Origin of the sequence: [Pseudopropionibacterium] massiliense (assembly GCF_900607225.1) — a bacterium.
Lineage (GTDB): Bacteria > Actinomycetota > Actinomycetes > Propionibacteriales > Propionibacteriaceae > Arachnia > Arachnia massiliensis.
In genome coordinates, this window is the sequence record NZ_LR027842.1 from 706,439 (window position 1) to 732,665 (window position 26,227).

The following is a 26,227-nucleotide window of genomic DNA, read 5'->3' on the forward strand; positions in this document are numbered from 1 at the left end:
CATCGAAACCCCGCTAGAGCCCGCCGCAATTTCCGGGACACGGCTGCCAGGGGTTTCGAGGCGGCCGGCTCAACCGGCCTCCACTCTTCGAGATCTTGGCCACAGGCCCTCGCCAGAGGATTGCGCTGGCCTGTTCCCCCGCCTGTGAACAAGCCCCATTGCCCGGCTCGGGTTTCTGTGCAGAGGACCGCGTCGAGTGGCTCTTCTCGTGTGCTCGGCCTATCCGTTGGTTCCGGTGGTCAGGGGTACCCTGACCTCGGCATGCCACTGATGTCCCTTGGGGGTGAAGGAATATGCGCCGTTCAACAGATTGACCCTTTCCTTGACGCCGAGCAGCCCGTGGCCTCCGTTGCTCTTCGCCGGAGCTGCGGTGCCGATGTCGTTGACCACCCTCAGCATGACGCAACCGTCGTCTTCCCGGGCTTCGATGGTGCACGTTCCCGGAGCCCCGTGCCACACGACGTTGGCGACGAGCTCCCCCAAAATCTTGGACATGCCGTATTCGAGGTCGGGGGAGAGCTTGTCGCCGGGGATGTCGACATGAGTTTCTGTATTGAATCCGTTGTCCCGAAGGGCGCTCAATGCCTGGGTCAGCTGCGTATCGAGGGAGTGGTTCGATTGCTGTCCGAAAGAACTGAAGTCCTGATCGACGTTTCGAAGAGCCACCATGGCGGCGCGTAGCTCGGTCGCCGCGCGGCGTGACAACTCGAGCGCATCGAGAAGATCGGGAGACAGTTCCCCTGGGAGACGTGGATCCTCCGCGAGGTCCTCGAGGCTCATCACCACCAAGGTCTGGGTTTGGGCGACGCTGTCGTGGAGCTCACTCGCCACGAGGAGGCGGGTCGATCGCAGGGCCTCCTCGCTTTCCCGGTGAGCCCTTTCCTCGGTCTCGTGCCTCTTATGAGCGATCGCTCCGGTGGCGCCGCCGAACAGGGTGATTCCGGTGAAGAAGATGAGATTGATCAGAGTGTCGTTCCACGAATCGCGAATCTCCCAGGTGATCAGTAATAACAAGGGGTAGATGATGGCCAGTGCCCAGCGACCGGTGCGGCGATTTTTGAACCAGTTGTATACGAAAGCTCCTCCGCACAGATTCATGGATACCCCGGGGATATTGAATGTGCTCCACAGGCCGAAGTAGCACATTGCTAGTGCAAGGGCTGGTAATGGTTGCCAAGGAAGTAGGAAAGAGGCTGCGAGCATCACCAGTGCAACTCCTGTGGAAGTCGGCTCCGGTGTGCCCTGTGGCGTACCCAGGGTCATTGCAAATAGCGCAACGCCGATCACCGGCTCCACGGGCAGTTGCTTGATGAGGGAGAGGACCAGGCGGGCGCGTCGCAACTTCACCCGTTAAATGATACAGCTGTGCCATTGAGGCTTATTCGTGGGTAGGGTACCCGCCGGCACATTCCTCTGGCCGGGGGTTCAGGTGAGGGCGTGTGGTCAAGTTTTCGAGGAACGAAAGCTGGTTGAGCCGGCCTGGTTGCTCTGCGGACTGGCTGTGTCGAAACCCCCGGCGACCGTTTTCAGGGAATTGCAGCGGCCTCTGTTGTGCGGCTGCCGGGTGGTTTCGAGGTTGATCGCTCCTTCGTCGCGGTCCGGCTCAACCAGTTTCGGGGAGGCTGTGGATCACGCCTCATTGACTTCAGCAGTAACCCCTCCAGATGTGGCAGAGGAAATTGGATGCGGGGGTGGTGCTGGTTGGAGGAACGGTCTTGGAGACAGTGGTGCTGGGCGCCGCGCTGGCCTCGGTCGGGAGGGTGAGCAGGGGGGTGGCGAGGGTGAACATGGCTGCGAGGGTGATCGTGATCTTGTGCTTCATGGTATGCTCTACTTTGAACAGGGATAAAGATTAAATTTCAGTAAGCAGTCCCCGATATGGAGAAGGGAAGATCCCTTTTCGCTATCGATTCGGTGTGGGCTGTTTTCGTTGATCCCAATCAAACCTGTCCCGCCGCATCGAGGCACGCGTACGTCAACTTTGGGAGATCGACGCAGCAGACGGTCTGGGTCGAACGGCTAGATTGTGTGACATGAACGAAGCCGAGATCCGTGTTCTGATCGCTGAGGACCACGACCAGGTGCGTGCCCGCATCCAACGCATAGTGGATGCCATGCCCGGGATCCTCGTGGTCGGGGCGGCCCCGAACGGGCTGACGGCCGTTTCCACCGCCAAACGCATCGACCCCGATGTGATCCTGATGGACATCAGCATGCCGGTGCTCGACGGCATCCAGGCCACCCGGCAGATCGTTGATCTGGGGCTCCGGGCGCGCGTCATCGCGCTCACATCGTTGGAGGACGATTACACCTTCCACGACGCGCTGCGTGCAGGGGTTGCCGGGTTCCTGCTCAAGACCAGCTCCCGCGGCGAGATCATGCACGCCATCCAGCAGGTTCACCTCGGTGAGTCCATGCTCTCACCCAGCCTCATCACTCGGGTTCTGACCAACTATGAACGCGGGCACCGTCCCTCGAAAGCCATCATTGAACTGCCCGAGAAGGACCGGGACCTGCTCCGTCTGATCGCGCAGGGCCTGAGCAATCTCGAAATCGCGGAGAAACTCTCGCTCTCGCCCGCGACGGTGAAGAGCTACGTCTCCAGGCTGTTGACCAAGCTGGGTGCCCGCGACCGAGCCCAGCTCGTGATCCTGGCCTACCAGAACGGCCTCGTGGAAAGCTGACGAAATCCCGGACGGAAGCGTCCCGGAACGACGTCACAGTGGCCGGACCGGGTTCCCGTCGAGCACCGGGAGTCTTTCGCGAATGACGGCGACCTGCTCCGGATCGACATCGACGAAGGCCAGATCGGGTTTCGCCCCCAGCTCCAGCAGGACCTGCCCGGTGGGATCCACCGCCATGGAGTGGCCGATTCCTGTCGGACCGGCGGCGGGGGTCTCCACATCACCCAGGAGTGCCTGATCCACCGCGATCACGAACGAGACGGAGTCCATGGCCCGGGCCGTCACCAGTGTTCGCCACTGGTGGAGCTTCCCCGGACCGGGCGCCCAGGACGCGCACACCACCATGACCGTTGCTCCTCCCAGCGCCAGGTCGATGAAATGGGTGGGAAACCTCACGTCGTAGCAGATGGCCAGCCCCAGCCCGTGCCCGCAGACCTCGATCGCCGTCGACCGCCGCCCCGGTGCGACGGTTTCTGATTCGCGATGACCGAGAGCGTCGAAAAGATGGATCTTGTCGTAGCGACCCTCGGATTTGCCCGTCGCCAGGAGCGTGTTGTGCACCCTGGCGCCGTGCGCCGTGGTGAACATGCCCGCGATGATGGTGATTCCGAGGTCACCGGCCACGCGTCGCACGGCCGAGGCCCACGGCCCGTCGAACGACTCCGCGGCCCGGGCAGGATCCTGCTGGAAGGAACACATGGTTGCCTCCGGGAACACCACCACGTCGGCCTCGTTCCGGGAGGCCCGGCGGGCCAGGTCGGCGGCCAGGGCCAGGTTTTCCCGGGGATCGACGGTGGAACGGAGCTGTGCCAGAGCGAAACGCATGTTTCCACTGTGACCGTGCACCATCCGTTGCACAACCCCGGGGTCCTCATCCGACGGAGGCGATAGGCTCGCTGCGACCCTGAATGAAGGAGCCCAGATGTCGCGACTCACCCTGCTGGCCACAACCGATGTTCATGGCGCGGTCCTGAACTGGGACTACTACCGCGACCAGCCCCGGGTGGGGGAGGAGGAAGCGGGCCTGGCCCAGCTGTCCACCGTGGTGGAACGTGTCCGGGCCGAGCGTGGGGCGGAGAGCGTGGTGCTGGTGGACAATGGCGACATCATCCAGGGAAACCCCCTGTGCACCTTCTTCGCCCGGAGCGAGCCGGGATCGGAGGGCATGGGGCATCCGCTCGCGGTGGCGCTCAACGTCATGGGGTACGACGCGGTCAACATCGGCAACCACGAGTTCAACTACGGCCTCGATTTCCTCGACTCCTTCGTCGAACAGCTCGATCCGATGCTGCTCGGCGCCAACGTCCTCGATGCCACTTCCAGGCTGCCCGTCTTCCCCGCCTTCACTCCCGTGATCCGCCACATCGACGGACGGGAGATCCGGATCGGGGTGCTCGGACTGACCACTCCGGGCGCGATGATCTGGGACCGTCAACAGCTCGCCGGGAAGGTCGATGTCGCCGACATGGTGGCCGAGGCCTCACAGTGGGTTGCCACGCTGCGCCGAGATTTCCTGTTCGACATGGTCGTGGTCCTGTGCCATGCGGGGATCGGGCACACCACCTACGCCACGAACGCCGACGCACCCGCCGAGAACCCGGCGCGCGAGATCGCGGAACGGGTGCCCGGCATCGACGTCATGGTCATCGGGCACACGCATCGCGACGAACCGGAACAGTGGGTGACCTGCCAGGCCACGGGCCGCCCGGTCCTGCTCACCCAGCCCCGGGCCCACGCCGGGGGGCTGACGGAGGTTGCCATCGAGGCCGAACACGACGGAGTTTCCTGGCGCGTCAAGGTGCTTGGCGCCACCCCACACCACGCGCGCGGGGAGAAGCCCGATGCCCGGGTGGCCGGTGCCGTCGCCGAGGCCCACGAGGCCACGCGGGCGTACGTGAACCAGCAGGTCGCGGTTTCTTCGCGGGAACTCGGCACCGCCGACTCCCGGTGGCGCGCCACCGGTGCCATCGACTTCATCCAGCGTGTCCAGGCCGCCACCGTCACCGAGGCGTTGGCCGGCGGGCCGTACGAGGACCTGCCCGTGATCAGCCTCACCGCACCCACGTCACGGACCGCCGTCATCCCGGAGGGATGGGTCAGCATCCGTGACCTCGCCGGCCTCTACGTCTTCGACAACACCCTCGCGGCGGTCCTGCTGACCGGGGCCGAGCTGCGCGCCCACCTGGAGCACGCGGCTCGCTACTACGCCGACCTGCCCCGCGGCCAGCGTTTCGACCCCGCCACCATGACCGGTGTCGAACGCGACGGCCAGACGGTCTGGGACTACCAGTACGACATCGCGTGGGGCGTCGACTACGAGATCGACCTGAACGAGCCCGTCGGGGCGCGCATCGGGAACCTGTCCCACCCGGACGGTCGTCCGGTCGCCGATGACGACCGTTTCGCGGTCGCCCTGAACCACTACCGACTCAGCGGGGCCGGCGGCTACCGGCAGGTCGCGAACGCGCCGGTTCTCTACAACGACATGCGCGACATCCGTCAGCTCCTCATCGACTGGGCATCGAACCATGGCATCGATGTTCCGGAGAGGGAGAACTGGCGTCTCGTTCATGACGGCTCGCTTCAGTAACATGAATCCGTGCGGGACTGGTTCGTCTTCTGGGGGCGTCTGCTGGCCGACACCGGCCGGGTGCTGCGCGACCACTGGCCGCAGCTCGTCGGACTGTGCCTGATCGGGATCATCGGGCGCATGGGGTTCCTGTGGCTCGCCCTGTGGGGATCGAAGTTCCACGGGGCGGTCGGGATGTTGATTCTGCCGTTGGCGCCGTTGAGCACCCTGATCAGTCTGATGCTGATGCTGCGGGTCACATCGGAGACGCTGTCGGCCTTCCGAGGAACCTACCGGGGATCCACGTTTCTGGAGCGGTGGTACTACCACTTCATGATCACGGCCCGGGTGCTGGTTCCCTTCATAGCCGCGTACGCCGCTCAGGGCATGTTGGCGGAAGACAGCCGCTACTACATCCAGGACATCTACTACGACGACAACACCAACTCCGTGGTTGCCGATTCAGCGGCACGGCTCGACTACGCGGAGGGGTGGTACCTGCTGCTGTTGGTGGGCGTGACGCTGGTCCTTCGCAAGACCATCTCCATAACCGACATCTTCCGCCGGTCCACGGTCGCGGCGCTGGGGGCCATGTATCTGGAGTCGCTGTGGGTCGTCACTCTCGCCAAAGCGTTTTTGTCGAAGCTCAAGGAGATCCTCCAGTGGATTCGGGAAAGAGCCGTCGTTGACAACCTCGCAAAGGCGTGGGAAGCGTTCTCCGCATGGCTGGGCCCGGTGGGGGATGCGCTTCGGGCCGCCGTCGAATGGGCAGCGGGTCTCGGCGGTGGATTCAGCACGCTGGTCGTGATCCCCCTGGCGTGGCTCGCCATCGGAGCCGCGAATTACCAGGCCGACCTGGCGAGCAGCGAAATGCCCACTCCCAAGGGCGTGGCCATGCGTCTGGGAAAGCTCTCGGAGCGTTCACGGCGGGTGCTCGCCGAGCTCGTCGAACCGGTCATCACCCCGCTGCACAATTTCTGGGGTGCGTTGTCACGGATCACCGTCGCCGGACCTGCGCCCATCGTGATCTTCTGCCTGTCATTCGTCGTGGTGAACCAGTCACGGGTCGGGGTCGCGTGGTTGCTGCACGAAGCGATCGGACCTCGCTCACCCACGCGCCACCTGGTGCTGATTCCCTACCTCGACGCGGCGTCGCAGCTCGTCGGTTCCGTGCTGGGAATGGCCCTTCTGGCGGCTGCCGTGAATCTCGTGGTCGGCGGGAGGCGGCTCGCCGATGCGTCGCGCGGCGGGCCGGGAGGTGCCGCCGCCGTCCCGAAGCGTGCCCTACAAGGGGATGTACAGGTACACCGGGTGATGCCACCACAGCCGTAGCGCCTGCGGGACGACGTCCGTGGGCAGGGCGAAGGTGAGGCTCCTGGACCACGTTCTCGGACGAGGCGGTGTGGTCTCGGTGACCTCCGAGGTGAGGAGATTGAACGACGGCCCGGGAGTTTCCTCGGGTACGCAGGAGAGCGGAGCTATGCCGGCGTACGGGGAGCTGTGGACCTTGGCCTCCATGAAGCCGTACCGTACCCCGTCGGCCTCCAGCTGGACGCTGCAGTACGTCAGGATCTGATCCGGCTCCGCGGTGAACTCAAGGTCCACCTGCCACAGCTGCGCTCCCTCCTCCGCCGTGATCTTGCCGTTCTCGTTCTCGACCACCTGGACATCCGTCACCTGCACCGCGACCGTGATCTCGGCAGTGGCGCTCGTCTTGTTCACGGTGTCGGTCACGACGAACTCCTGGTGCAGTTCCCCCCTCCTGTCCTGTCCGCTGATGCGGTGGCCGTTATCATCCCAGGGCAGGTAGAGGTTCACGAGGCGCTGGGAGCAGGCCAGCAGGGCACACACCAAAAGGGGCAGCAGGGCAATCACCCACCCGAGGTTGCGGGCCCACCATGGGGATCTCACGCCTTGCCCTTCACACGCGGGGGGTCAACGGTGATGCGCCCAGTGCCCGCTGCGAGCTGCTCCGCCCGGGATTCGTCAATGCCCAGATCTATGCTCGCCACGTCAAAAGGGGCGGAGGTGAGGAGGGTCTTCTCCAGGAACAGGAGGAGTACGGCACCCTGCAGGGCGTCCGTCGGTAGTTCGAGGGCAAAGGTGCAGCCCAGGACCATGCCGGGCTGCCCCGGGCCGCAGGGCGGCACGGTGATGGCCTGGAAGTCACCGAAGTCGCGTCCCTGTGAATCCGACAACTGAGGCGTCAGGAGCGAATGAGGTTCGTCCTTCGGCGTGAAGTCCACGTCGACCACCAACCAGATTCCCGAAGTCTTGGCCACATCCGGCCCGGACTGGACCTCTGTCGCGGAGCGGACCCGGGTCACCTTCACCGATCCCATGCGCAGCTCCACGGATTGGTCCATCATGCCCGCGCGAAAGAACGGTGCATTCCTGACGGATTCGCTGGTGGGGAGGTGGCTCGCCGCCCATGACCCGAACAGCAGGGCCACGACCAGGGCCGGGACCGTCACCCAGCGTGGCAACCGGCGTCGACGGGACGGGGATTCCTGATCCGGGTCCGGATGCATTCTCCGGGGCGGTCCGGGAATTTCTCGGTCGATTGTGGTCATCTCTTCTTCAGCTCCTCCACGGGAAGGGTGACAGAGATTTTCGCCTCCCGTCCGGACCAGGATTTATCGCTGCCCAGGAAGGACTCACGATAGGTGTATCCGGACAGGGTCACCGTGACCTCCGTCGGCAGGGGTTCCGCCTCGTTCTGCCACCAGACGGCGAGGAGACGTTGGGGAAGGCCGGGTTGGAAACTCCCCTGCTTCTGGGTGTCCTGGAAGCGGTAGAGCTCTGCCAGATCGGCCGGGCCGTCAGGTTCGTCGTTCATCGTGACCAGGGGGACATCCGGATCCAGCGCGCGGGTGAGCAGTGCCGAGCTCACCTTGGTTTTGCCGGTGTTGACCACATCCAGGGAGATGAGCAGCAGGCGTTTTCCGCTCTTGGGACGGATCACCGGATCCAGATCGGTGGTGTGAAAGGCCTTGAGGAATGTCACGTCGAAGGGATCCGCGTGCGCCACTTCCCCGGGGGACACGGACGCGAGTGATTCGCCACGTTCGGCCAGGATGACGTCCCAGCCGCCGAGCAGGCTGATGGCCCCGATGATGATCAGAGCGGTGAGGACTCCCAGGCCTGCACGGGACCGGCGCTTGGTCGTGTGCGCCGTGGGCGTGGGCAGCGGTTCATCGCCGGAATCCTGTTCCCGGCCGTGCTGAGGAGCCTGCTGCATCGCCACGCACAGAATTCTACGACCCCGTCCGGCGGGCGGGCCGGGGTGGCCCACCCGCCGAGTCCGGTCAGCTGCCGCGGACGCTCGCCCTGCGGATGAGTGCGGCGGTGCCGGCCAGCGCCAGAACGGTGACCAGGGCCATGGAGCCCCCCAACCAGCCGGTGTGGAAGTGTGCAGCGAACCGGGCCCAGTCCCAGCAGAGGCTGATGAGCCAGACGGCGGTCATGAGGATGATCATGGTGGTTGCCGCGTGGAGCAGCAGGCCGAGCGTTCCCCGCCAGAGCCAGGCTGCGGCCACCGACGCCCCCACAGCCATCGTCGTCAGCAGCGACAGCGGGGTGAGCCACCAGAAGGTGGACCAGCCCCCGTGATCCAACAGGCCCGTTCCGAAGATGGGTTGACCGATGAACCAGCCCCCGGTGACACCTTCCAGCACCAGCATGCAGGCCAGGAGCAGGGTGTTGTGGACGACCGCCTGGAGATGGTGGAGCAGGTTTCCCAGGACGACGTCACGCCGGGTGATTCCGACGGCGGTCGCCAGGGGGAAGCAGGTGGCCGGAGCGGTGATGGCGGAGGCCGTCAGGGAGATGATGATGGTGCGGGGATGCCCGGTGCAGTCGGCGAGCAGGATGTCGTAGAACAGGGTGCGGGCCGTGGCGTCCATGCCGAGGTAGGGTTCGTCGAAGATCGTGATGGGGGCGCGGGAGGCCGTTGCGATCAGGATGGCGGGCGGAGAGCTGGCCGCGCGACAGTTAGTTTCTTGAGCGTCCGTTTGCGGGGGATGCCGAACTCCCCGGCGATCCGATGTGCCAGGCCGATGTCCCAGGTCTCGTAGAGTGCGGAGCCGAGCTGCAGGATGTGTTCCAGCCGGTACTCGTCGGGGTAACGCTGGGTGTCGCGGATGAAACAGGTGCGGGCCAGGACGGGGCGTTCTCGCGCGGATTGCGCCCGAGCACCCGGATGGTTCCGGACGTGGGGCGTTCCTGCGCCGTGACCAGCGACATGGTCACGGTCTTCCCGGCGCCTTTGCGTCCGAGCAGACCGGTGACGACGTCCTGGCGGAACTCCAGGTTCAGGTCGTCGACGGCGGTGACGGTGCCGAAGCGTTTAGTCACGCCGTCGAGGGTGATGGCGGCGGTCATGGGCTGACCTCTTTCTGGATGAGGGCGATCAATTCCCGCCCGCCGATGCCGAGGGTTGCCGCCTCGGCGATCAGCGGTCGGACGTACCGGTCAACCAGGGCCTGGCGTCGCTGCTCGATCAGGCGGAGCCTGGCACCGTCGGCGACGAACATCCCGATTCCGCGGCGTTTGATCAGGACGCCCCGCTCGACCAGCAACGCGATTGCGCGGTTCGCGGTTGCCGGGTTGATGCGGTGGAACACGGCGAGTTCGTTGATCGACGGCGCCTTCGCGCCGTCGGGGTAGGTGCCCGCGACGATCTCGGCACACAGCTGGTCGGCCAGCTGCATGAAGATGGGGGTGGAGTCGTCGAACACTAACCCTCCTGGTTAGTTGGTGAACTAACTAACCTACTAGGTGGTTTCGTCCAGGTCAAGAAACCGGCGGCCGGGGCCGCCCGCGCCTCCGCGCCGCGAGCACGATTCCGATGCCGGCGCCCGCCAGCGCGATCGCCCCGAGGGTGAGCCACAGCCAGTTCAGGTCCGGGTCGGCGGATGCGGTGGCCCGTAGACCCTCCCTGAGGTACATGTCCTTCGGGTCGGACCACGTGACGGTGTTGCCCTCGATCCTGCCGCTGCCGCTGGCTGTCAGCACGCGACCCGGAAAGGTCACGCGAACCTCGAAGTCGGTGAACATGCTCGCCGACTCCGTGGAGGCGCCACCGGATCCGCTGGAATACCTGAAGGTCCATTCCCTTCTGGTCTCGTCGTAGGTGATGATCTGGGCCTGGTCAGGAGCCGGACCAATCAGTCTCTTGTGGTTGATGGGCAGCTCGCCCGTGAACCGGCAGGCGTGGAACAGGTCGTCCTCGTACGGGGCCTGCGCGAGCTCCTCCGGGGTTTGCGCGTGTTCCACGACCGCTTGGCAGATGTTCTCCACCGTGATTTCTCCGGGAGCGTGTACACCGTTCTCCGGTTTCCGGACCCCGATGTTCCAGTTCAACCTGACATGCTCCTTGTCGACCATGTCGTACTCCACCCGATACCTGACGCAGGAGGTGAGTCCCAGCAGGAGGGGAAGGAGCAGGAACAGGATGCCGAATCGTCGTTGTTTCGTCATGACGAGAATCTACCGGCAGGAGAGACGTGTTGGACGTGATTCGCGATTTGTCCAACCGTACGCACGAAACGCCGTGGGGAACGGCTCTCGCGACGCTCATGTGTCGGGTACCGGTTCCACGGCGTTTCGTGAACGGGTGGGCTCAGACCCAGATTCTCTCGAAAACCTCCGCCACCAGGTCCTCGAACAGCCCCAGCTCCCACGCGACGTCCAGGGCCGTGTAGCGGGAGCGGTAGTACATGGCCCTGGGGAACAGGGCCCGCACGTCCTCGCGCGTCACCCCGATGTCCTCCGGGCGCGACGGGGCGCCCGCGCGGCGGAGCCGGTCGGCCAGCAGCGCCGTCGGGACGAGCTGTGCCCGCAGCCGCTCGGTGACCCCGGGCCATCCCGCGGCCAGCGGCCTCAGCCGGTCGGCGAGCTCCGCTCCGGCGAGGTATTTCGCTCGTGTCTCGCGCACCGCGTGATCGGCCAGGGCCCCCTCGAAACGGCGCCGGATGTCGGCCTCGATCCCGGGCCACGGCGCACGCCGCGCCGCGACGGCGTCGACGTCGATCCCCGAAAGGTCCCGGCCGATGAGGGCCTCGTGGAAGGCGCACATGGCCAAGGAGCCGACGGCCACCTTCGCCCCGTGCGACAACGGCACATCGAGATCGGCGCCCAGGTGGGCCAACTCCCACAGGTGGCTGAAGTAGTGCTCGGCTCCCGAGGCGGGGCGGGTCCCGCCGTAGGCCTGCATCGCCAGCCCGGACAGGCACAGCCCCTCCACGAGCCCCCGGAAGGCGTCGGGTTGCCCCGCTGCGAGGGCGTCGGGATCGGACAGGGCCGTGGCCACCCCCGACTGCACCAGGCGCCACACATCGGCGTCGATGGGTTCAACCCCGGTCACGTCGGCCAGGATCCAGTCGGCGCCACCGGGGATCTTTGCCGCCAGGTCGCCATAGCCCGAGGCCGTCAGGTACGCCGGGGCAGCCGCCGCGACGTCCAGGTCCATGACGATCACCGCCGGGGCCTTGCAGGCGCGGGTGACCTTCACCCCCTGGCTGCTCATTGGCGCCCCGGAACCGGGGTAGCCGTCCATCGACGCGGCGGTGCCGACGCAGGCGTAGTCCCGGCCCAGTTCGAAGGCCGCCAGCTTCACCAGGTCGTTGAGGGTTCCCGCCCCGACCGCCACCGGCACCGCGTCCCCCAGTGACTCCCGGATCCGGTCGGCGTTGTCCTGGGACGCGTACAGCACCGGGCGGCCCGGGAAGACCAGCGGTTCGGCGACCGCGGCCCCTGAGTCGCGCAGCGACTCCTGGACGGCCTGCCCGGCCACATCGAAGGTGTTCTCGTCGGCGATGACCTTGAAGGGCCCGGAACCGAGGTGGGTGGTGATCAGCTCGCCGGCCGATGACAGCACCCCGCGGCCCACCGACGCGGCGACCGTGTCGGTGGCGCGGGCGAGCGCGTCGCGCAGGATGTCGTCAGGCATTGCCGATCACCAGCCGCGTGCCCGCGGCCAGGGCGGGCTCGGGATGCGATCCACCGAGGTGCAGCGCGCCGGGCAGTCTCGGCTCCGAGGCGCCGTCGAAGACCAGGGTGACGTGTCCGAGCGCACCCAGGTTCTTCTCCGCGACATCCCCGATGGCGGTGATCCGCCACTCCTGGTCGCCGATCAGCACCGGCTGGCCGACGGCCAGCGGGCTCGTCAGCTCCGATGCGTCGATGACGAAGCAGTACGAGCGCAGCTCCTCGGGGGCGTTGCCCGCGAAGGTGATGGCCATCTGCTCCGCGAGGAAGTCACTGGCATCCGGCCCGACTTCGATGATGGTGGTTGAGTAGCCCATGGGGAAATCCTTTCAGGTTGTTCTGGTCGGGTGGTCAGGACTGCGGGTAGAGGCCGATGCTGGCAAGCCAGGCGATGGCGACGCGCGGAACGCCGTTGAGGAACCGCGAGTACAGCACCGCGGGAACGCCGACCTCGATGGTCTCGGGTTCCGCCTCCGCGAGCCCCATGCCGACGGGGATGAAGTCGCAGGCGTTCTGGGTGTTGATGGCGAACAGCGCGGGCAGCGACAGCTGGGGCGGGATGTTGCCCTTGCCGATCTCCACGCCGATGAGGGTGCCAATGATCTGGGCGATGACCGCTCCGGGGCCGAGCAGCGGCGACAGGAAGGGCAGGGAGCAGATCAGACCCAGCGCCATCAGGCCCCAACAGCTGCCGGCGAGGGGGGTCAGCAGGTGGGAGAACCAGTCGCCCAGACCCGAGGCCTGGATGATGCCGATCAGCATCGCGACGAAACCCATGAACGGCAGGATGGTGTTGATCATCATCTGCACGGCGTTGCGGCCGGCCTGGTAGAACACCGCGATGACCTTGCCCGCTCCCAGTCCGATCTTCTCCAGCAGCGACTTCTTCTGCTTCGTGGCCATCTGCTCGGTGAGTTTCATGGGGCGGCCGTCCTCCCGGGTGGGAACGGACCTCTCCGCCGGCGTGGTGGCCGCCGCGGCCTGCGCCCCGGCGGCCTCGTCGGCATCCGCGGGACGCACCTGGTCGACCCCGACGGCGGAGACGTAGATGCCCTCGTGGATGTGCTGGGCCAGGGGACCGGTCTTGCCGGTGGGCACGACGTTGATGGTGGGGATGCCCTTCTTCGGGTAGAGCCCGCAGCGCAGCGAACCCCCGCAGTCGATGACCACGCAGAAGTGCTCGTCGTCGGGCACCCGGGTGTTGAACCCGTTGACGGGCTCCGCGCCGGACAGCTCGGCGATCCTGTCGACCACCTCGGGTTTCTGCCCGCCGCCGACGATGTAGACGACCTTGTTGCGTTTCTCGTCCGGGGTGATGGTCAGGGGGCCACCGTAGCCGCCGGGACCCTTGGAGACGGTGATCGTGCGGAACTCAGACATGAGCGTGCACCTCCTTCGACAACGTGACGCCCTGCTGTTTCGCGACGTAGGCGGTGGTGAAATCCGTCACCCAGCCGCCGAAGAAGTTCAGGACGGCGCCGAGCAGCAGGTAGCGGATGGCGAGGTCGCCGGTGGGCAGCTGCAGGGTGATGATGCCCTGCGCGATGCCCGCCCACACGAACAGCTCGCCCGGGTTGTTGTGCGGGAACAGGCCGTTGTTGGTGTGCACCATCTGGGCGACGGAGGCGTAGTAGCCGGGTTTGTACGCCTCGGGCAGGAAACGGCCGAGGGTGAAGGCCGCCGGGTTGGTCAGGAAGAAGGCCCCGATCCACGGCAGGATCAGGTAGCGGCTGATCACGTTGCGGCCTGCCTTCGCGGCGAGCCTGTTGATGCGTTCCTCCCCGATCAGGGCGATCAGGGAGTTCATGGCGATCAGCAGCATCAGGACGAGCGGCACGATGTTGGTCATCCAGCTCAGGAACGTTTCCGCTCCCTTCCGGAAAAGCCCGACGAACCATTCCGCTGCCAGGACCATCCCGTCCTGGGCGGCGGCCATCCAGTTCAGAAAGTCGGACATCTCAACTCCTTTCGGGTGTTTTCGGGCATGACAGGCCTGCCAGGCCCCGGTGGGAACCCGGGCTGCCGTGCCCGGGGCGTGAAGAGGTGGAGAGGGAGGGGACCGTCAGTCCGCGGCCGTCCTCGGGGTCCTGCGGCGGAAGGTGCCCTTGACCCGGTCGACGGTGCGGGCCAGTGCGCTCGGCGGCTCGGGGGCCTGGCCGCCGGCGGTGATGATCCGGTAGTTCTCGCGGGCGTTCGCGACGGCGTGGCGGACCTGCCTGCCGTGGCGGGCGGCGTCGGCCGGGTCGATGTCGGCGATGCCCTGGCCCGTGAAATCCTCGAACCCGCGGAACCGGGCCATCACCGTGACCCCGTTCAGCCGGTGGCCCTCGGTGATCACGCCGTCGGCGTCGATGCCGAACAGGACGATCGCGCCCTGCACGATGCCGCCCTTGAACCGTCCCATCACCACCCGCCCGCGGCGGCGCATGGCGACGAACAGTTTCGTGAACGACTGGGTCTGCTTGAAGGACAGGTAGGACTGCAGCACCCAGGCGGCGCCCAGGGCCGCGAGAAAGATCCAGAACGTCATCGTCTCAGCTTTCTGTGAGCGGATTGGTGGCGAGGAAGTAGTAGAACTCCTCGAAGGTGGTCAGGTGCGAGATCCGGGTCAGCAGGTCCCGGCGGGTGCCGAGCCGCAGCACGGCGTCGTAGACGGGCACGAGGACGCTCTCGCCGCGGCGCGGGTCCTGCGGAACCCCCAGCAGGATGATCAGCCGCACCCCGTCCTCGTCGGGTTGGCGGGGAACCACGCCGACGGCCAGCAGCACGCCGGAGCCGGTGGTGAGGGTGGTGTGGGGGAACCCGACCCAGGAGTCGAGCTGGGTGGGGGAGAGCCGTTCGCGTTCCCGGATGCGTTCCCCGAAGCCCTGCTCCACCAGGCCACGGGCCTCGAGATGGGCGGTCATGTAGTCGACGGCGTCCGCGTAGTCGGTGCCGGGCGGCAGCGCGAAGAAGTGCTGCTCGTCGAGGGCGCCGGCCAGGATGCCGCCGTCCGAACCGGGGAGCCGCAGATGGTGGCGGTCCAGTTCCCGGGCCAGGGCGCGGCGATCCAGGATGTGACCCACGCGCAGGACCGGCACCGGGGCGGAAACCGGACGGTCATCGGTGGTGACCACCAGGTCGACCCCGGTCAGCTCGTCCTCCGTGACGGCGGACGGCAGCAGCAGGTACTGGGTCGCCGAGGGCAGCAGCCTGGACAGCTGGAGCCTCACCAGCTCGGCCGTGACCCGGCCCGTCGAGGTGATGACCGCGACCCGCAACGACAGCCGCGGGTTGCGGTCCACGGCCTCCAGGAACACCTGGAAGTAGGCGGTCAGGAAACCCAGCTCCGAGCCGTCGACGGGCAGCCCCACCCGCTCCTCGATCACCCGCGCGGCAACCGTCGCCATGCGGTGGGCGACGGGGAACTCCTGGCCGATGCTGGCCACCCCCGAGTCGTCCACCCAGATCCGGTAACGCATCCGGTTGATCATGTAGGCCAGGTGCCTGGTGAACTCGGCGAGCTGTGGGGCGCCCGTCAGGTCGATCTGCATCTCGGCGTGGATGGCCCCCAGGGCCCGTTCCACCAGCTCCTCGATGGGTCCGCCGTGGTCGCCGAGGCCGTCGGTGAGCTCGCTGTCGCTCGGTGCGCGCATGCCCGCGATCGGAAGCGCCAGGAAGGTCACCTCGTCGCCGGTCAGCTCAACCCCGTCGACGGCCAGGCGTCGGGCGAGCCGCTCGGCGAGCGCATGGGCGGGGGTGCCCGGCAGCTCCCGGTACCGGGCGGGCAAGGTCCCCAGGGGGCGGGACTGGCGGACCCGGTCCGTGGCCACGACGGCCCAGCGGGTCAGTTCGGGGACGTGGACGGGATCCAGCCCGGCATCGGTGATCAGCCCGGCCACCGCCTGCTCGATCCGCTGCCAACTCGGGTGGTGGTCGTAGGCGGTGGGGTAGTGGTGTCGCAGGATCAGCAGGCGCTGCTGCAGCTCCGGGCCGCGCAGCACCAGGCCGACGTGCGGGCGCCCCTCGATCTCCAGCTCCCACTCGCCGACGTGCTCCCGTACCCGGTTGAGATCCGCCACCACCGTCGTGCGGCCCACCGACATCTCCTGCGCCAGCTCCTCGATCCTCACGGGCCGGGTGGCGCGGAACAAACGGGCGACGATGAACGAGGCCCGGGCGGCCGGGTCGTTGAAGGAGGTGCTGGAGGCCAGCCTGGAACGGACGGCCCGGTAGCGGGGCGGGTCGGCCACCAGCAGGCGGTAGCGACCCTCCACCAGGGTGATGGAGGCGGCCTGGCCGAGCAGGTCCTGCAGCGAGGCCATCTCCCCGGCGACGGTGCGGCGGCTCACCCCGAGCAGGGCGGCGAACTCATCGGGCGAGGTGGCGCGCGTGGACTCCAAGGCGTTGAGGATCTGTGCTGCCCTGCTCACCTCGGCTCCTTTGCTCGTTCGTCGTTGGGTGGATGGGGGTCTGGGATCAGGCCTGACCGGAACCGTCGCTGCCGAAGAAGCTGTCCCAGGGGACGGCCACGGGCTGGTCCAGGCCGACCACCTCGTAGAGGTGACGCAGCAGCGGGAACCTCTCCGGGGGCACGATGCCGCGTTCGGTCAGGCGGACCACGGCCCGGCCGATCACGACGATGGCCGCGGCACCCTCCAGGGTCACGCCGGGCATCTGGGCGCGGGCCTGGCTGAAGGTCATCCCCGACCCGACCAGCCGGCCGCACCTGACGTTGCGTCCGCCCATGGAGGTGACGAAACAGTCGCCGATCCCGGGCAGCCCGATGGGGGTGGTGGGTTTGCCGCCCAGCAGCTCCATGAACTGGATCATCTCCACGGAGGCCTGCCCGAACAGGGCCGCCCCGTAGTTGTAGTTGACGTACCGGTCCCCGGCGGCCTCGCCCATCGCATCGAGCAGGCCCTGCATGAAACCGGCGCCGAAGGCGTAGCAGTTCTTCGTCGCCGCGCACACCTCGACGCCCACGAAGTCGGTGTTGGTCCACACGTGATAGAAGTCGGTGGCGAACAGTTCGCGCCAGCGCGCCAGGACCTCGGGGTCATCGCCGGTGAACACGACGCTGGTGTGGCGGTGCACCGCCACCTCGCCCGCGATGGAGGGGCCCGCGATCGCGGAGACGCTCACCCGGGAACGCAGCTCCTCGGGGAGGCGGGAGGCGAGTGCCCGGGGCAGGATGGTGAGGTTGCCGTCGTCGTCGGCCTGCATTCCCTTGGCGAGGGCTATCACGTGCATTCCGGGGCGCAGCAGGGAGGCGAACTGGTCGCCGGCCCAGTCAACCCCGAACGAGTTGACCCCGCTCATCACGAGATCGACCCCCTCGAAGGCCTTCGGGGCGTCCTCCAGTTGATGGGCGGTCACCCCCTCGGGCACCTTCAGGCCCAGGTTCGGATGAACCCCCGTTTCCTGGATGGACGTGATGATCTCCCGGTCGAGGTGGGTGCCGACGAGGCGCACCTCGTGGCCGTTGTCGGTCAGGGGGGTGGCCAGGGCGGTGGCCATGATTCCCGAGCCAAGCACGGTGATGACTGCCATGGTTCCTTCTTCCTCGCGCTGCCTTGCGCGGATCGGCTGGTTTCTCCGACGCTAGTCGGCGCAGCCGGGAAAAAGCCACGGGAATTGGGCCGGGGTTCTGCACGCGGGTTGCGACGAAGCGGCCTAATCCGTCGTCATCCCGCCCGGGGCAGTGGGGTCACAGGTGTTTGAGGGCCTCACGGCGGCTCAGTCCGCTCAGCCGTGGCCCGCGCGTCTCGACGAAGGCCCGCACCCAGTCCGGGTCGACGCGGGCGTGCTGCCGCAGCGCCCAGCCGATGGCCTTGCGGATGAAGAACTCGGAACCGTGCCGCGACCCCTCCAGGTTGGAGTCGACGGCGTGGCCGAGCAGGTCCAGGTCGGTGGCGGCCTTGCGCTGCAACTGGCAGATGATGGAGACGCGCCGCAGCCACATGTCGTCATCCGTGGCCCAGCCCCACACCACGGCCCGCGCCCCGGACGTGGTCGCGACCACGTCCCCCACCAGGGGGGAGGCGATCCCGTCGACGACGTCCCACCACGCCCCGGTCGTGGCGAGGTGCCGGTACAGCTCCAGGGCGCCGAGGTCCTGCCAGTCGCGGGCGCTGCGGTGTCCCGCGATCTCCAGCGCCGCGTACCACTGTTCCCGGTGGGTGACCCCGTCCCACAGCTCCCGGATGGCCCGTTCCCACTGGTCGCGGCCGGCCAAGGGGTGCTGCTTCAGCAGTCCCCTGGTGATGCGCCGCACCTCAGGCAGCCGCACCCCGTGGAAGGGCAGCGCCGACTTCATGTAGGCCTGCTCCCGGGCGGCCTTCCCGGGATCACCGGCGGCGGCGAGCGCGCCGCGGATCTCGTCGACGAGCTGCACGGAGTCCATGGGGCCAATCTAGCGTGCGGACATCGAGTGATGTCTTCTCCGACGAGCTGCCGGCGAGGATCCAAAGGGCCGGTACCGGACGGTTTCGCTTGCCCACTCGTCGTCTGCTCGCGCTGTAGCGCTGGCGTTCGACGGTTGGGCCGGCGGATGGCGGGAAGGCCAGCGGATGGCGGGAGGACCGGCGCTCGGGAGTGTGGGTGGGGACGAAAGGGGTTGTGTTTCACGTTGCTCGAACGGCTGACCAGGTTGGTTGACCAGCATGAACCAGAAGAGGGACAATCGGTCCCGTGAAAACGGTGAAGGTCCAGGAGGCGAAGACGCACCTGTCGGCTCTGCTGGTCGAGGTGGAGAAGGGTTCCGTCATCAACATCGCCCGGGGTGAGCGGACGATCGCGCGGCTGGTGCCGGTTGACGCCGGTGAGCGTGAACTGGGGTTCGGGGGCTATCGGTTGCCGGACACCTTCTTCGACGAGCTGCCCGACGAGGAGTTGAGGGCCTGGGAGGGGGCGTGAACGGCTATCTGCTCGACACCCATGCCCTCGTGTGGGCGGTCAACGAGCCTGCCCGGCTGGGAGGAGAAGCGTTGGAGGTGGCGCGTGACCGGGCGAACCGTCTCGTGGTCTCCGCGGCCAGCGCGTGGGAGCTGTTCGCCAAGCACCGCATCGGCAAACTTCCCGGCGCGGGGCCGTGGCTCGATGTGCTCGAGGATCACGTCGCGCGTCTCGGCGCGGAGATGTTGCCGATCACGTGGCACCACGCCCGGTTGGGCGGCCGGCTCGAGTGGGCGCATCGCGACCCGTTCGATCGGATGCTCGCCGCTCAGGCGATCCGGGAATCCCTGATCCTGGTGACGGTCGATCCCGTCTTCTCGGAACTTCCCGGGTTGCGGGTGCTCTGGTGAACGCTGCCCGTCCGATAGTGCGGGACCCGGTGGTCATCCGTGGGTCGGCGTGCCGGGAGCGGGTTTCAGGAGGCCCGGCGATCCGGCTGAACGCATCCCGGCGTCTGTCAAGAGGATCTTGACAGACGCCAGGATGTAAACTTAGTCTTTACACATGTCGACCGACGATGTGACCACCGAAGAGCTCGTGAAGCGCCTTCGGAAGGTCAGCTCCCTGGTGGCGGCCGAGCTCGCCGCCGCCGACGATCCGGACGCCCCGGGGGGTGAGGTGACCCACTCCCTGGCCGCCGCGCGCTCGCTCCAGTCCCTGACCGACGAGATCCTGGCCCGGCTCGTCGCCGCGGCCCGCAGGAGAAGGGTCACCTGGCAGGCCATCGGCGATGCCTTGGGCACCAGCCGCCAGGCGGCCTTCCAGCGTTTCGGCAACCCGACCGACCCACGAACAGGAAAGCCCATGAAGAAACCCACCGATTCCGAACTACGCGCCGTCGTCGAGAAGGCGGAAGCGTTTCTGGATGCCATCGAGAAACACGAATGGCAGAGGGCCCACGACCTGGCCGGACCGCGCGCCGGGTGGCAGCTCGACGCCGAAAGACTGGCCGACGCCTGGGCGCAGGTGATCGCGCTGGGCGGAGAACTCGAACGACGCGGAACCCCCACCCCCCTGGCCCTGTCGGGCGGGGTCATCGTGGTGGAGGAACCCCTCCACATGGAGGCCGCCGACCTCGTGGCCCGCGTCAGCTACAACCGCGACGGCGACATGGTCGGCCTGTGGTTCCTGCCCTCGGGGCAGGCGCTTGCAGGGGAGGAGCCGCAATGACCACCGGCGGGCGGCGGGGTGTCCCCACCCGGGCGCTCGGTGTGTTCCTGCTGGTGAGCTTCGGGGTGGCCCTGTTCCTGGACGGCGTGATGGCCGCGACCGGCGGGCTGGGGACACCGCATGCCAAGGGGATGCTGGCGCTCCGGATGTTCACCCCCGCCCTGGCCTCCTGGGTGGTCTGCCGATTCGTCACCCACGAGTCCTGGCTGCGGGCGAGCGGACTCACCCTGCGATCCCCCGGTCCCGGGGGAGGTCGCGGGTGGCCCCGGATCCTCGGTTTCGCGACGATCGGGGTCGGCGTCGTGGTGGCCGCGCTCGCCCTGCTGCTGGCGCTGGTCGTCGGGGCCGGGTGGTTCAGCCCGGACTGGGCCCTGACCTCGTTCACGAACCGCCTGCGCGACATCGCCCCGGACGGGCCGCTGCCACCCGTTGCGGTGATCTGGGTGCTCACGGTGGTGGCGAACGTGTTCGCCGCCTACACGGTCAACGGCCTGGTCGCCCTGGGCGAGGAGACCGGGTGGCGTGGCTGGCTCCAGTCGGCCCTCGAGCCCCTGGGACCGGGGAGGGGAATCGCGCTCACCGGCACGATCTGGGGTCTGTGGCACGCGCCCCTGATCGTCATGGGCTACGAGTACGGCGGCAGGCTCCCGGCGGTGGCCGGCATCGCCCTGTTCACATGCCTGTGCGCCGGCCTCGGCACGCTGCTGTCCTGGCTTCGCGTCCGCTCCGGCAGCGTCATCCCGGCCGCCGTCACCCACGGCGCCTTCAACACCTTCGCGGCCCTGCCCGCGATGCTGGTGGCGCCCGGGGATGGGCTGGACCTGGCGCTGGTGGGCCTGATCGGATGGCCCGCGGCGGTGCTCTTCGGAGCTCTGGCCGTCCTCGTGCTGGGAACGGGGCACCGGGGCGATCGTCAGAGACGAGCGGAATTGAACGATGAATGGGGAAACTCTCCCCGGATCGCCGGGAGATGCAGCGGAAACGTCGTACCGTGAAACCCGTGAAGCTGGAGATCCTGCACACGGGAACGGTGATCGTCGACGAAGCCCTTCCCTATCACCGGACGACTGATCGCGCACTGGCCTGGACACACCTGGCCCGCGGGCGGAGTCATCTGGTGGAGGTCCCCGTCTCCTGCTACCTCGTGGAGGCTCCCGGTGGTCTGGTCCTGATCGACACCGGCCGGCACACGGACAACCGCACGTGGCCGGGACAGGTGAGGAATCTTCGCCACCAGTACCTGGTCAACAGGGCTCGTCTGCCCGAGGGGCAGGCCATTCACGAACAGCTCGAGGCCAGAGGACTGCGTCCCCGGGACATCGACCTGGTGCTCCTGAGTCACCTCCACTGCGACCACGCCGACGGATTGCGCCTGGTGCGGGACGCCCCGAGGATCATGGTCGCCGCCACAGAGCTGCGTGCCGCGGAGAAGGACCGGGCGCGGTATCTTCCCCACGAATGGGCCGGAGTGGATCTGCAGACCTTCGGTTGGAACACGAGGCTGGGACCCGTCCAGCGCGCGTGGGACGTCTTCGGCGATGGCGCCGTCCTGATGGTCTCCGTCCCCGGACACGCATGGGGGCTGTGCGCCACGATCCTCCGGGGAGGAGAAGCCGGGGACTCGTCGCCCGGCGAGGACTCCCTGTTGGGAGAGGACCCGCGCGACGTCGTCATCCTGTCCAGCGACGCCGGCTACGGGCGTCCCTCCTTCGAACAGGGACTGCGGCCCTCCGTCGTCGTCGACGCCGCGCTGGCCCAGCGATCCCTGGACTGGGTGCGTGCTGCAGCCGGGGACCCGCGGGTCAGGGCGCTCATCGCCAATCACGACCCGGAACAGCGGCCGCGGGTCATCGAGTTCTGAGCGGGTGGGGACGTCCCGCGGCGGGGCGAGTCACGGCGGTCGGTCCGCTGCGGCCTGTCTGGGCTTCGCGGGAGCAGCTGGTGGGCATCACGTTAACTTGTGCTTCTCGAGAAATGCCGTGTAGAGTGTGCCGACGGCTGGCCCCTATAGCTCAGTAGGCAGAGCGTCTCCATGGTAAGGAGAAGGTCTGCGGTTCGATTCCGCATGGGGGCTCTGTTCTTGTCCGGGAGCTCTTGGGCGAGAACATTCGACGGGGTAGCTCAGTCGGTAGAGCAAGCGGCTCATAATCGCTGTGTCGCGGGTTCAAGTCCCGCCCTCGTCACCAGAAAGCCGAGACCGGCGCGCATCCGCGCCACGACACGGAGGGAAACTGATCATGGCCAAGAAGGGGCAGGACGTCCGTCCGAAGATCACGCTTGCCTGCACCGAGTGCAAGGAACGCAACTACATCACCAAGAAGAACCGCCGCAACGATCCCGACCGGATCGAGCTCAAGAAGTACTGCCCGCGCTGCCGCACCCACCGCGCGCACCGCGAGACCCGCTGAGCCGCACCCTTCCGGTGAGGGCCGCACCCGCAAGGGGCGGCCCTCACCATTTTCCCGGTAGCCTTCCCCCATGCCGATTTCCGCTGAGCACGCGGGCCGGACCTATCCTCCGGCGCCCGCCTATCGCGTCAGCCGCGCAAAGATCGCAGAGTTCGCGCGCGCCATTCAGGACGACAACCCCGCCTACTCCGGCGACCATCCCATCGCCCCGCCGACCTTCGCCGCCGTCATCGCGGCCCAGGCGTGGGACTCCCTCTTCGGCGACGAGGAACTGGGCCTGGCCCTGCACCGCACAGTCCACGCCGACCAGGCATTCGACTTCCACCGTCCTCTGCGCGAGGGCGACGACGTCGTGGCCCGGCTCACCATCGAACGGGTCCGCAACCGCGGCAACCTCGACGTGGTCACGATCCTGGTGGCGTTGACCGTCGACGGCGAGGCCGTCTGCGACGCCCGCTCCACCCTGATGCACACCCGCGAGGAGGAGGCCCCCCGTGACTGAACGCGAGATCCAGGTGGGGCAGGAACTACCGGCCCTGGAGATCCGGGTCACCAGGTCGGTGGTGGTGCGCTACGCCGGTGCCTCCACCGACTTCAACGAGATCCACTTCTCCGACCGCCACGCCCGCGCCATCGGCCTGCCCGGGGTGCTGGCCCACGGCATGTGGACGATGGGCGCCGGGCTCGGTCTGGTCACCCGCTGGATCGGCGACCCGGCCCGCATCGGACGCTACTTCGTGAGGTTCACCCGCCCCGTGGTGGTTCCCGACACCGACGAGGGCACACTGGTGCGCTTCACCGGTACCGTCACCGCCATCGCCGACGGGGTGGCCACCGTCAACCTCACCGCCACGTGCGGGGACGACGCGGTGCTGGGGGCCGCGAAGGCGCAGGTGCGCATTGACTGAGCCGCTCGCGAACCACACCACCTTCCGGCTCGGCGGGCCCGCGCGGCGTTTCGTCGAGGCCGAGACCGACCAGCAGCTCATCGACACCGTCGCCGACTGCGATTCCCGGGGCGAACCGGTCCTGGTCCTCGGCGGCGGCTCCAACGTTCTGATCGCCGACGAGGGCTTCGACGGCACCGTGGTGAAGATCGCCACCCGGGGGGTCCGCATCGAGACCGCGGACTGTTCCGGGGCCCAGCTGGAGGTCGCCGCGGGGGAGGTCTGGGACGATCTCGCCGCCCGGGCCGTGACCTCGCAGTGGTCCGGGACGGAGACCCTCTCCGGGATACCCGGGTCCGTGGGGGCCGTCCCGATCCAGAACGTCGGCGCCTACGGGACCGAGGTCTCGAATCTCATCCAGCGGGTCCGCACCTGGGACCGGGCCGAGGGGGTCATCCGCACCTTCGCGGCCGCCGAGTGCGGTTTCGGCTACCGCGACTCCCGGTTCAAGCGAGAGAAGGGACGCCACCTGGTTCTGCGCGTCGACTTCCAGCTGCCGCTGGGGGAGATGGGGCAACCCGTCCGCTACCCCGAACTGGCCCGCGCCCTCGGCGTCGAGGTGGGGCAGCGCACCCCCGCGGCCCGGGTGCGGGAGACGGTGCTCGCCATTCGGCGGAGGAAGGGCATGGTCCTGGACGAGAACGACCACGACACCTGGTCCGCAGGTTCCTTCTTCACCAACCCGGTCCTCACCCCGGAGCAGGCGGTCTCCCTGCCCGCGGAGGCTCCCCGTTTCCCGGCCGGGGAGGGAATCAAGACCAGCGCCGCCTGGCTGATCCAGCACGCCGGATTCCCCGCGGGCCACGGAACCGGTCCGGCGAGACTGTCCACCCGGCACGTGCTGGCGCTCACCAACCGCGGGCACGCCACCACCGCCGACGTCCTCGCCCTCGCCCGCGAGATCCGCGACGGCGTGCGGGAACGTTTCGGCATCACCCTGGTCCCCGAGGTGAACCTCGTCGGGGTGAGCATCTGATCAGGGATTTCGGACCGTGCCGGGTATGCGGTAGGGTATGGGTCTGGCGAGGCTGGTCGCGCCTTGAACAAGGTGTGCGGCCGCGTCGAAGGGTAGTAGCTCAACTGGCAGAGCAGCGGTCTCCAAAACCGCAGGTTGGGGGTTCGAGTCCCTCCTGCCCTGCGAAGCAGATGCTTCCAACGCCTGCCACCCAGTGGGTGGGCAGGCATTTCGTTTGTTGACCGAAAGGGACCGCGCGTGAGCGACGACAAGACTCGGCAGGACGGGGACGACCTCCCCGAGGCTGACCCCGTCGCCGACGACGAGGTGATCGCCGATCTGGAGGACCAGTTCGACGAGGAGACCTCCGAGGACGGCGCGGAGGACGACGACGCCGAGGAGGACGAGTCCGCGGAGGACGACGGGAAAACGTCGAAGGTGGTGTCACGCAGGACAGCGAAGGCCCCCGTGAAGAAGACCTCCGCCACCAAGAAGAGGCGAGATTCGGAACGCGGGGAGCACGACCCCTACAGGGCGAAGAACCCGGTGCAGTTCGTGCGCCAGTCCGCGGCCGAACTCAAGAAGGTCGTGTGGCCCAGCTGGGGGGAGCTCACCGTGCTGTTCTCAGCGGTCCTGCTGTTCGTGTTGTTCATCATCGCCTACGTCATGCTTCTCGACAACGGCTTCGGTTGGGCCCTGCTCAGCCTGTTTGGAGGAACCCCCAGTGAGTGAGAACACCGACGACTTCGAGATCGACCTGGGGGAGCTGCCCACCTCCAGCGACGAGGTCGAGATCGACCTCGGCCCGCTCGACGAGGAGAACGAGCCCCAGGAGGAGATCACCCTCGCCGACGATGCGGAGGAGGACGAGCCCGAACAGCCGGAGACCGACGACGCCACCGCAGCGGCCGTCGCGAAGCTCCGTGAGGAGCTGGAGTCCAAGTTCGGCGAGTGGTACGTCATCCACACCTATTCGGGCATGGAGAACCGGGTCAAGCAGAACCTCGACTCCCGCGCCGCCTCCCTGAACATGGAGGACTACATCTTCGAGACGATCGTTCCCACCGAGGAGGTCGTCGAGGTGCGCAACAACACCCGCAAGACAGTCACTCGCTGCGTACTGCCCGGCTACGTACTGGTGCGGATGGAGCTGACCGATGACTCGTGGGCGACGGTGCGCCACACTCCCTCCGTGACCGGTTTCGTCGGCCACGGCCAGACCCCCATCCCGCTCAGCCTGGACGAGGTGGTCAGCATGCTGACTCCTTCCGTCGTCGCGAAGGCGGCCTCCAAGGCCTCCGCCACCGTGGCGCGCGCGAAGAAGAAGGTGGAGATCGTCGATTTCGCGGTCGGCGATTCCGTGATGGTGACCGACGGCCCCTTCACCGGGGTGCACGCCACGATCACCGAGATCAGCGCCAACCAGCAGCGGTTCCGGGCCCTCGTCGAGATCCTGGGCCGCGAGACCCCCGTCGACCTGGAGTTCAAGCAGGTCGAGAAGGTCGGTTAGGTTCCCGCCCGTCCGGGACCCTACAATGGCGCGTTGCGTCGCGACCCGGGTGAACCCG

Annotated in this window: 32 protein-coding genes and 3 tRNA genes; 17 read left to right on the forward strand and 18 right to left on the reverse strand. The window is 67.5% G+C overall.

Annotated features, from left to right (window positions below; translation table 11 throughout):
- Positions 1–219: 219 nt before the first annotated feature.
- On the reverse strand, positions 220–1,347 hold the full coding sequence (locus tag E0E39_RS02885; RefSeq protein ID WP_245988176.1) for a sensor histidine kinase: 1,128 nt from the start codon (positions 1,345–1,347) through the stop codon (positions 220–222).
- A gap of 298 nt (positions 1,348–1,645) precedes the next feature.
- The gene (locus E0E39_RS15665; RefSeq protein WP_165444614.1) at positions 1,646–1,822 is read right to left on the reverse strand and encodes a hypothetical protein; all 177 of its coding nucleotides are present in this window, start codon (positions 1,820–1,822) and stop codon (positions 1,646–1,648) included.
- Between the two features lie 211 nt (positions 1,823–2,033).
- Between E0E39_RS15665 and E0E39_RS02890 the strand changes: the two genes are divergently transcribed.
- Positions 2,034–2,684 (forward strand): response regulator, encoded by a 651-nt coding sequence (locus E0E39_RS02890; RefSeq protein ID WP_130873397.1) that lies wholly within the window; start codon positions 2,034–2,036, stop codon positions 2,682–2,684.
- Between the two features lie 33 nt (positions 2,685–2,717).
- Here E0E39_RS02890 and E0E39_RS02895 read toward each other — a convergent pair whose 3' ends face one another.
- On the reverse strand, positions 2,718–3,509 hold the full coding sequence (locus tag E0E39_RS02895; protein WP_130873398.1) for a carbon-nitrogen hydrolase family protein: 792 nt from the start codon (positions 3,507–3,509) through the stop codon (positions 2,718–2,720).
- 97 nt (positions 3,510–3,606) lie between these two features.
- Here E0E39_RS02895 and E0E39_RS02900 point away from each other — a divergent pair, with 97 nt between their 5' ends.
- Complete coding sequence (locus E0E39_RS02900) at positions 3,607–5,274, forward strand: bifunctional metallophosphatase/5'-nucleotidase (protein ID WP_130873399.1); 1,668 nt, start codon at positions 3,607–3,609, stop codon at positions 5,272–5,274.
- Between the two features lie 9 nt (positions 5,275–5,283).
- On the forward strand, positions 5,284–6,585 hold the full coding sequence (locus tag E0E39_RS02905) for a hypothetical protein (protein WP_130873400.1): 1,302 nt from the start codon (positions 5,284–5,286) through the stop codon (positions 6,583–6,585).
- Here E0E39_RS02905 and E0E39_RS02910 read toward each other — a convergent pair.
- The 15 genes from E0E39_RS02910 to E0E39_RS02980 all read right to left on the reverse strand — a co-directional run bounded on the left by E0E39_RS02910 (position 6,538) and on the right by E0E39_RS02980 (position 18,628).
- On the reverse strand, positions 6,538–7,164 hold the full coding sequence (locus tag E0E39_RS02910; protein WP_130873401.1) for a hypothetical protein: 627 nt from the start codon (positions 7,162–7,164) through the stop codon (positions 6,538–6,540). The two genes, E0E39_RS02905 and E0E39_RS02910, sit on opposite strands and share 48 nt — an antisense overlap.
- Positions 7,161–7,826, reverse strand: a complete 666-nt coding sequence (locus E0E39_RS02915; RefSeq protein ID WP_130873402.1) for a hypothetical protein — start codon at positions 7,824–7,826, stop codon at positions 7,161–7,163. The genes E0E39_RS02910 and E0E39_RS02915 overlap by 4 nt, the downstream gene beginning before the upstream one ends.
- Entirely contained in the window at positions 7,823–8,500 is a 678-nt protein-coding gene (locus E0E39_RS02920) for a hypothetical protein (RefSeq protein WP_130873403.1), read from the reverse strand. The genes E0E39_RS02915 and E0E39_RS02920 overlap by 4 nt, the downstream gene beginning before the upstream one ends.
- A 61-nt stretch (positions 8,501–8,561) precedes the next feature.
- Positions 8,562–9,158, reverse strand: coding sequence for a hypothetical protein (locus tag E0E39_RS02925; protein ID WP_130873404.1), 597 nt, complete (start codon positions 9,156–9,158; stop codon positions 8,562–8,564).
- Positions 9,159–9,246: 88 nt separating this feature from the next.
- Positions 9,247–9,636 carry an ATP-binding cassette domain-containing protein gene (locus tag E0E39_RS02930; RefSeq protein ID WP_130873405.1) on the reverse strand — a complete coding sequence of 130 codons (390 nt, stop codon included), beginning with the start codon at positions 9,634–9,636 and terminating at the stop codon, positions 9,247–9,249.
- On the reverse strand, positions 9,633–9,992 hold the full coding sequence (locus E0E39_RS02935) for a GntR family transcriptional regulator (protein ID WP_130873406.1): 360 nt from the start codon (positions 9,990–9,992) through the stop codon (positions 9,633–9,635). Before E0E39_RS02935 ends, E0E39_RS02930 begins: the two co-directional genes overlap by 4 nt.
- A 55-nt stretch (positions 9,993–10,047) precedes the next feature.
- Positions 10,048–10,734 carry an LppM family (lipo)protein gene (locus tag E0E39_RS02940; protein WP_130873407.1) on the reverse strand — a complete coding sequence of 229 codons (687 nt, stop codon included), beginning with the start codon at positions 10,732–10,734 and terminating at the stop codon, positions 10,048–10,050.
- Positions 10,735–10,876: 142 nt separating this feature from the next.
- Entirely contained in the window at positions 10,877–12,205 is a 1,329-nt protein-coding gene (locus E0E39_RS02945; RefSeq protein ID WP_130873408.1) for a sn-glycerol-1-phosphate dehydrogenase, read from the reverse strand.
- Entirely contained in the window at positions 12,198–12,560 is a 363-nt protein-coding gene (locus tag E0E39_RS02950) for a PTS glucitol/sorbitol transporter subunit IIA (RefSeq protein ID WP_130873409.1), read from the reverse strand. Before E0E39_RS02950 ends, E0E39_RS02945 begins: the two co-directional genes overlap by 8 nt.
- Before the next feature lie 34 nt (positions 12,561–12,594).
- Positions 12,595–13,623: a PTS glucitol/sorbitol transporter subunit IIB gene (gene srlE / locus E0E39_RS02955; RefSeq protein ID WP_130873410.1), complete on the reverse strand. Its 1,029-nt coding sequence runs from the start codon at positions 13,621–13,623 to the stop codon at positions 12,595–12,597.
- Entirely contained in the window at positions 13,616–14,200 is a 585-nt protein-coding gene (srlA, locus tag E0E39_RS02960) for a PTS glucitol/sorbitol transporter subunit IIC (RefSeq protein WP_130873411.1), read from the reverse strand. Before srlA ends, srlE begins: the two co-directional genes overlap by 8 nt.
- 105 nt (positions 14,201–14,305) lie before the next feature.
- Positions 14,306–14,773 (reverse strand): transcriptional regulator GutM, encoded by a 468-nt coding sequence (locus E0E39_RS02965; protein WP_130873412.1) that lies wholly within the window; start codon positions 14,771–14,773, stop codon positions 14,306–14,308.
- 4 nt (positions 14,774–14,777) lie between these two features.
- A complete protein-coding gene (locus E0E39_RS02970; protein ID WP_130873413.1) occupies positions 14,778–16,655 on the reverse strand; it encodes a BglG family transcription antiterminator in 1,878 nt (625 codons plus the stop codon).
- Positions 16,656–16,701: 46 nt separating this feature from the next.
- A complete protein-coding gene (locus E0E39_RS02975) occupies positions 16,702–17,775 on the reverse strand; it encodes an NAD(P)H-dependent glycerol-3-phosphate dehydrogenase (RefSeq protein WP_130873414.1) in 1,074 nt (357 codons plus the stop codon).
- A 157-nt stretch (positions 17,776–17,932) separates the two neighbouring features.
- Positions 17,933–18,628, reverse strand: a complete 696-nt coding sequence (locus E0E39_RS02980; RefSeq protein ID WP_130873415.1) for a DNA alkylation repair protein — start codon at positions 18,626–18,628, stop codon at positions 17,933–17,935.
- Between the two features lie 287 nt (positions 18,629–18,915).
- Here E0E39_RS02980 and E0E39_RS02985 point away from each other — a divergent pair, with 287 nt between their 5' ends.
- The 14 genes from E0E39_RS02985 (at position 18,916) to nusG (ending at position 26,169) form a co-directional block, all read left to right on the forward strand.
- Positions 18,916–19,140, forward strand: coding sequence for a type II toxin-antitoxin system Phd/YefM family antitoxin (locus E0E39_RS02985; protein WP_130873416.1), 225 nt, complete (start codon positions 18,916–18,918; stop codon positions 19,138–19,140).
- Positions 19,137–19,529 (forward strand): type II toxin-antitoxin system VapC family toxin, encoded by a 393-nt coding sequence (locus tag E0E39_RS02990; protein ID WP_130873417.1) that lies wholly within the window; start codon positions 19,137–19,139, stop codon positions 19,527–19,529. The genes E0E39_RS02985 and E0E39_RS02990 overlap by 4 nt, the downstream gene beginning before the upstream one ends.
- Positions 19,530–19,683: 154 nt before the next feature.
- Positions 19,684–20,349 carry a DUF3887 domain-containing protein gene (locus E0E39_RS02995; protein ID WP_245988177.1) on the forward strand — a complete coding sequence of 222 codons (666 nt, stop codon included), beginning with the start codon at positions 19,684–19,686 and terminating at the stop codon, positions 20,347–20,349.
- Entirely contained in the window at positions 20,346–21,344 is a 999-nt protein-coding gene (locus tag E0E39_RS03000; RefSeq protein ID WP_130873418.1) for a CPBP family intramembrane glutamic endopeptidase, read from the forward strand. The genes E0E39_RS02995 and E0E39_RS03000 overlap by 4 nt, the downstream gene beginning before the upstream one ends.
- Positions 21,345–21,349: 5 nt before the next feature.
- The gene (locus E0E39_RS03005) at positions 21,350–22,210 is read left to right on the forward strand and encodes an N-acyl homoserine lactonase family protein (protein ID WP_207302394.1); all 861 of its coding nucleotides are present in this window, start codon (positions 21,350–21,352) and stop codon (positions 22,208–22,210) included.
- 140 nt (positions 22,211–22,350) lie between these two features.
- Positions 22,351–22,423, forward strand: a tRNA-Thr gene (locus tag E0E39_RS03010).
- 36 nt (positions 22,424–22,459) lie between these two features.
- Positions 22,460–22,535 (forward strand) — tRNA-Met (locus E0E39_RS03015).
- 51 nt (positions 22,536–22,586) lie between these two features.
- Positions 22,587–22,757: a 50S ribosomal protein L33 gene (rpmG, locus tag E0E39_RS03020; RefSeq protein ID WP_014847298.1), complete on the forward strand. Its 171-nt coding sequence runs from the start codon at positions 22,587–22,589 to the stop codon at positions 22,755–22,757.
- 70 nt (positions 22,758–22,827) lie between these two features.
- Positions 22,828–23,259, forward strand: coding sequence for an FAS1-like dehydratase domain-containing protein (locus tag E0E39_RS03025; RefSeq protein WP_130873419.1), 432 nt, complete (start codon positions 22,828–22,830; stop codon positions 23,257–23,259).
- On the forward strand, positions 23,252–23,665 hold the full coding sequence (locus E0E39_RS03030; RefSeq protein WP_130873420.1) for a MaoC/PaaZ C-terminal domain-containing protein: 414 nt from the start codon (positions 23,252–23,254) through the stop codon (positions 23,663–23,665). Before E0E39_RS03025 ends, E0E39_RS03030 begins: the two co-directional genes overlap by 8 nt.
- A complete protein-coding gene (locus E0E39_RS03035) occupies positions 23,658–24,680 on the forward strand; it encodes a UDP-N-acetylmuramate dehydrogenase (RefSeq protein WP_130873421.1) in 1,023 nt (340 codons plus the stop codon). Before E0E39_RS03030 ends, E0E39_RS03035 begins: the two co-directional genes overlap by 8 nt.
- 89 nt (positions 24,681–24,769) lie before the next feature.
- A tRNA-Trp gene (locus E0E39_RS03040) sits at positions 24,770–24,842 on the forward strand.
- Positions 24,843–24,917: 75 nt separating this feature from the next.
- Positions 24,918–25,391 carry a preprotein translocase subunit SecE gene (gene secE, locus E0E39_RS16250; protein WP_130873422.1) on the forward strand — a complete coding sequence of 158 codons (474 nt, stop codon included), beginning with the start codon at positions 24,918–24,920 and terminating at the stop codon, positions 25,389–25,391.
- A complete protein-coding gene (nusG, locus tag E0E39_RS03050; protein ID WP_425470591.1) occupies positions 25,369–26,169 on the forward strand; it encodes a transcription termination/antitermination protein NusG in 801 nt (266 codons plus the stop codon). The genes secE and nusG overlap by 23 nt, the downstream gene beginning before the upstream one ends.
- The last annotated feature ends 58 nt before the right edge of the window (positions 26,170–26,227 follow it).